3 protein-coding genes are annotated in these 3,535 nt (G+C 42.0%); all 3 read left to right on the top strand.

The window, feature by feature from the left end; translation table 11 throughout:
• Positions 1-105 precede the first annotated feature (105 nt).
• The 3 genes from LD39_RS06715 (at position 106) to LD39_RS06725 (ending at position 3,133) form a co-directional block, all read left to right on the top strand.
• Entirely contained in the window at positions 106-1,050 is a 945-nt protein-coding gene (locus LD39_RS06715) for an aminoimidazole riboside kinase (RefSeq protein ID WP_035544349.1), read from the top strand.
• Between the two features lie 10 nt (positions 1,051-1,060).
• Positions 1,061-2,518, top strand: coding sequence for a sucrose-6-phosphate hydrolase (locus LD39_RS06720; protein WP_035544351.1), 1,458 nt, complete (start codon positions 1,061-1,063; stop codon positions 2,516-2,518).
• A 72-nt stretch (positions 2,519-2,590) separates the two neighbouring features.
• Positions 2,591-3,133 carry a transcription repressor NadR gene (locus tag LD39_RS06725; RefSeq protein ID WP_035544354.1) on the top strand — a complete coding sequence of 181 codons (543 nt, stop codon included), beginning with the start codon at positions 2,591-2,593 and terminating at the stop codon, positions 3,131-3,133.
• The last annotated feature ends 402 nt before the right edge of the window (positions 3,134-3,535 follow it).

Genomic DNA, 3,535 nt, shown 5'->3' on the forward strand with positions numbered 1-3,535 from the left:
TTTTCTTTTCTATATTGGAAACGAACAAGGGTATGCAGGTATAATGGAAATAGATATTTAAAGGGTTTATTAAAAATAAGTGTACATAAGGAAAGGATGGATAGGATGTCAAAAGGAGTTATTTGTCTTGGGGAAGCGTTGATCGATTTTATTCCTCTCGATAACGAAAATATCAACTTCCAAAAGAGTCCAGGAGGGGCGCCTGCAAATGTCGCTGTAGGGTTAGCCCGATTAGGAGCGGATTCTACGTTCTTAGGAAAAGTTGGAGATGACGTTCTAGGTCGCTTTCTTAAAGAAACATTGACGGAATACGGAGTCCATACGGATTCGATGTACCTTACCAAAGACACTAGAACGGGTGTTGTTTTCGTTACTCTAGATGAAAATGGAGAGCGTAGCTTTGATTTTTACATTGATCCAAGTGCTGACCGTTATTTGGAGGAGGCGGAAGTGAAGCCTGAACTATTCACTTCTCACAACGTCCTGCACTTCGGATCGATTTCTATGATTGATGAACCTGCGAAATCAGCAACAGAAGCGGCCGTAAGACAAGCGAAGGAAAAAGGACTGATTATTTCCTACGATCCAAACCTTCGATTAGGATTGTGGAAAGCAGAAGAGCAGGCAAAAGAAACGATTCTTTCTATGCTTTCCGAAGCTGATATGGTGAAAATTTCAGAAGAAGAGTTAGAGTTTTTGACTGGAAAAACAGACATTGATGAAGGAGTCAAACAATTATCTTCTTATGAAATTCCGTTGCTCTATGTAACCATGGGAGCTGAGGGGAGTCATGTTTACAATCAGGATGGACACACCTTTGTTCCCGCTATGAAAGTTGAGGCGGTTGATACAACAGGGGCTGGAGATGCGTTTGTTTCCGGTATTTTATATCAGCTTAGCGAACGCGCTAAACCAGTGAATCAATTAACAATAAATGAACTAGAAGAAATCACTAGATTTGCTAGTGTTTCCGGTGCGCTAGCTGCTTCGACTAAAGGTGCGATGACAGCATTGCCAACGAAAGCTGAAGTAGAGGATTATTTGAAATAGGGGTGTAGACATGTCTGAAAAAGATCAACAATTGCGAGCGCTAGCACAAGAAGAAATAGATAAATATAAAGATAAAGTCGAAGCTGATCCTTATCGTCAAAGCTTCCACCATATGCCACCCGTTGGCTTGCTGAATGACCCTAACGGTTTTATCCATTGGAAAGGCACCTATCACCTTTTCTATCAATGGATGCCGTTTGATACAGGACATGGGGCAAAATTTTGGGGACACTACATTTCGAAAGATTTCGTTAATTGGACTCACGAAAAAGCTGCCCTGACTCCCTCCGATTGGTTTGACAAAAACGGTGTTTATTCAGGTAGTGCTGTGACTAAAGATGACCTGCTTTACCTCTTTTATACTGGAAACGTGAAAGATGAAGAAGGAAATAGGGAAACCTATCAGTGCTTGGCTGTTTCTGAGGACGGCATCAACTTTGAGAAAAAAGGCGTCGTCGTGAATTTGCCCGAAGGATATACCGCGCATTTCAGAGATCCGAAAGTTTGGAAAAAGGCGGATCAGTGGTTTATGATCATTGGAGCTCAAAGTAAGAATATGGAGGGAAAAGCCGTTCTTTTCCGGTCTAATGATCTGTTTGATTGGGAGTTTCTTGGCAACATAACTGGGAGCAATGAGGAGCAGCTTGGTGACTTCGGATACATGTGGGAATGCCCTGATGTGTTTGAATTAAATGGAAAAGATATTCTCATTGTATCACCTCAAGGCTTAGAAGAAGATGGGATGAATTATGCCAACACCTATCAAAGCGGTTACTTCGCAGGGACTCTGGATTATGAACAGGCAGAATTCACACATGGAACATTCAGTGAGTTGGACAGAGGATTCGAATTCTATGCTCCGCAGACCACTCTAGATGATAACGGTAGAAGGATTCTTATAGGATGGATGGGGGTACCTGATCAATATGAGCAGGCGCATCCTACAATTGAAAACCAATGGGTACATTGCTTGACGATTCCACGGGAATTGACTTGGAATGGAGAACAAATCATCCAGCAGCCTGTAGAAGAACTAAAAGAAATGAGAGGGCCTGTTCTTTTACATTCATCTATCACGATTGAAAATGACCAAAAAGCGGTCAGAGGCGTCGAAGGGAAACCGGTCGAACTGAATATTGAGTTTGAAGAAATTGAGGACCAATTTGCGATTGAACTCTTCCAGAATGTCTCTCTTAGTTACAAAGATAGCATTCTTACGTTATCCAGGCCACATCTTGAAGATAAAAAACGAACTGAATTCAGAAGAGTGAAGCTGGAAGAGAAGTTGACGAAACTCCATTTATTCATTGATTATTCATCATTGGAGGTATTCGTTAATGATGGAAAAGAAGTATTCACTTCAAGGATCTTCCCACAGGCAGAAGAAGAACGCATTTTATTCACATCCCTTGGAACGACAACCTTTTCAATCGAACAATGGAAACTGGAAGGTTTTCAATTTAGCTAATTTCGGTTTCCGTACTCTAAAATCTAGAGTGAAATAGATAAGTATGTAAATTGGATGAAGGAGTCTTTAAACATGAGTCAATCTTTTAAAAAGATGAAAGCACATGAGCGTAGAGAGCATATATTATCTTTATTGAAACAGCGGGGATCCCCTGTTACAGGGAGTTCATTAGCTGAGGAAATGAGTGTAACAAGACAAGTCATCGTAGGGGACGTGTCGCTTTTAAAAGCTAGAAATGAACCGATTGTGGCAACTAGCCAAGGTTATATGTATATGACGGATGTGAAAGAAGAGTTGGCCTTTCAAAAGACGATCGTCTGCCAACATGGAGCGGAAGAGACAGAGGAAGAGTTGAATATCCTCGTTGACCACGGAGTCCATGTGCAAGACGTCGTTGTTGAACATCCGATCTATGGTGACCTGACAGCTCAGTTGCGGATATCCAACCGTCGTGATGTGAAGAAGTTTATTGAGCAAGTAAATTCCACCAATGCTTCATTCCTGCTTGAGTTAACAGGCGGAATTCACACTCATACGATTGCTGCAGACAGCCGTGATGCCATAGAAGAAGCTGTTGAAGCTCTATCTGGGGCAGGAATCTTAATGGAAAATTAATGTTGCAATCTCCTAAAAGAGGTATGCTTTCTTTTAAAAGAGCATATCTCTTTTTTGATAAGCCCTGTTAATTTATTTATTTAATTTAAGCTCCCGATTGTTGAAGACTAAGTTTCGAGACTTTTATGTGCGATGATGGTGGCGGGGAAAACGCCTCCCTTTCCGCGGGCATGCGCTGAGCCTCCTCAGGCTGCGCCTTCAGGGGTCTCACCTGTCATTCTCATCCCGCAGGAGTCTCGCCGTTTTCCCCGCCACCATACGTTTGTAAGAATCTGAAAACTACCTATCCTGAGTAAGGAGCTCGTGGAGTGGAGAATGCCTTTGAATTCACTGCTATAGCTGGATTTCCACCATCTGTCGTTTTGATTCGTATACGTATGATTTCGAGATCATCATTTGGCA

Source organism: Halobacillus sp. BBL2006, from assembly GCF_000786645.1.
Classification (GTDB): domain Bacteria; phylum Bacillota; class Bacilli; order Bacillales; family Halobacillaceae; genus Halobacillus.

Coding starts and splice junctions, on each gene's coding strand:
- LD39_RS06715 (WP_035544349.1), top strand. CDS start 106: ATGTCAAAAGGAGTTATTTGTCTTGGGGAAGCGTTGATCGATTTTATT.
- LD39_RS06720 (WP_035544351.1), top strand. CDS start 1,061: ATGTCTGAAAAAGATCAACAATTGCGAGCGCTAGCACAAGAAGAAATA.
- LD39_RS06725 (WP_035544354.1), top strand. CDS start 2,591: ATGAGTCAATCTTTTAAAAAGATGAAAGCACATGAGCGTAGAGAGCAT.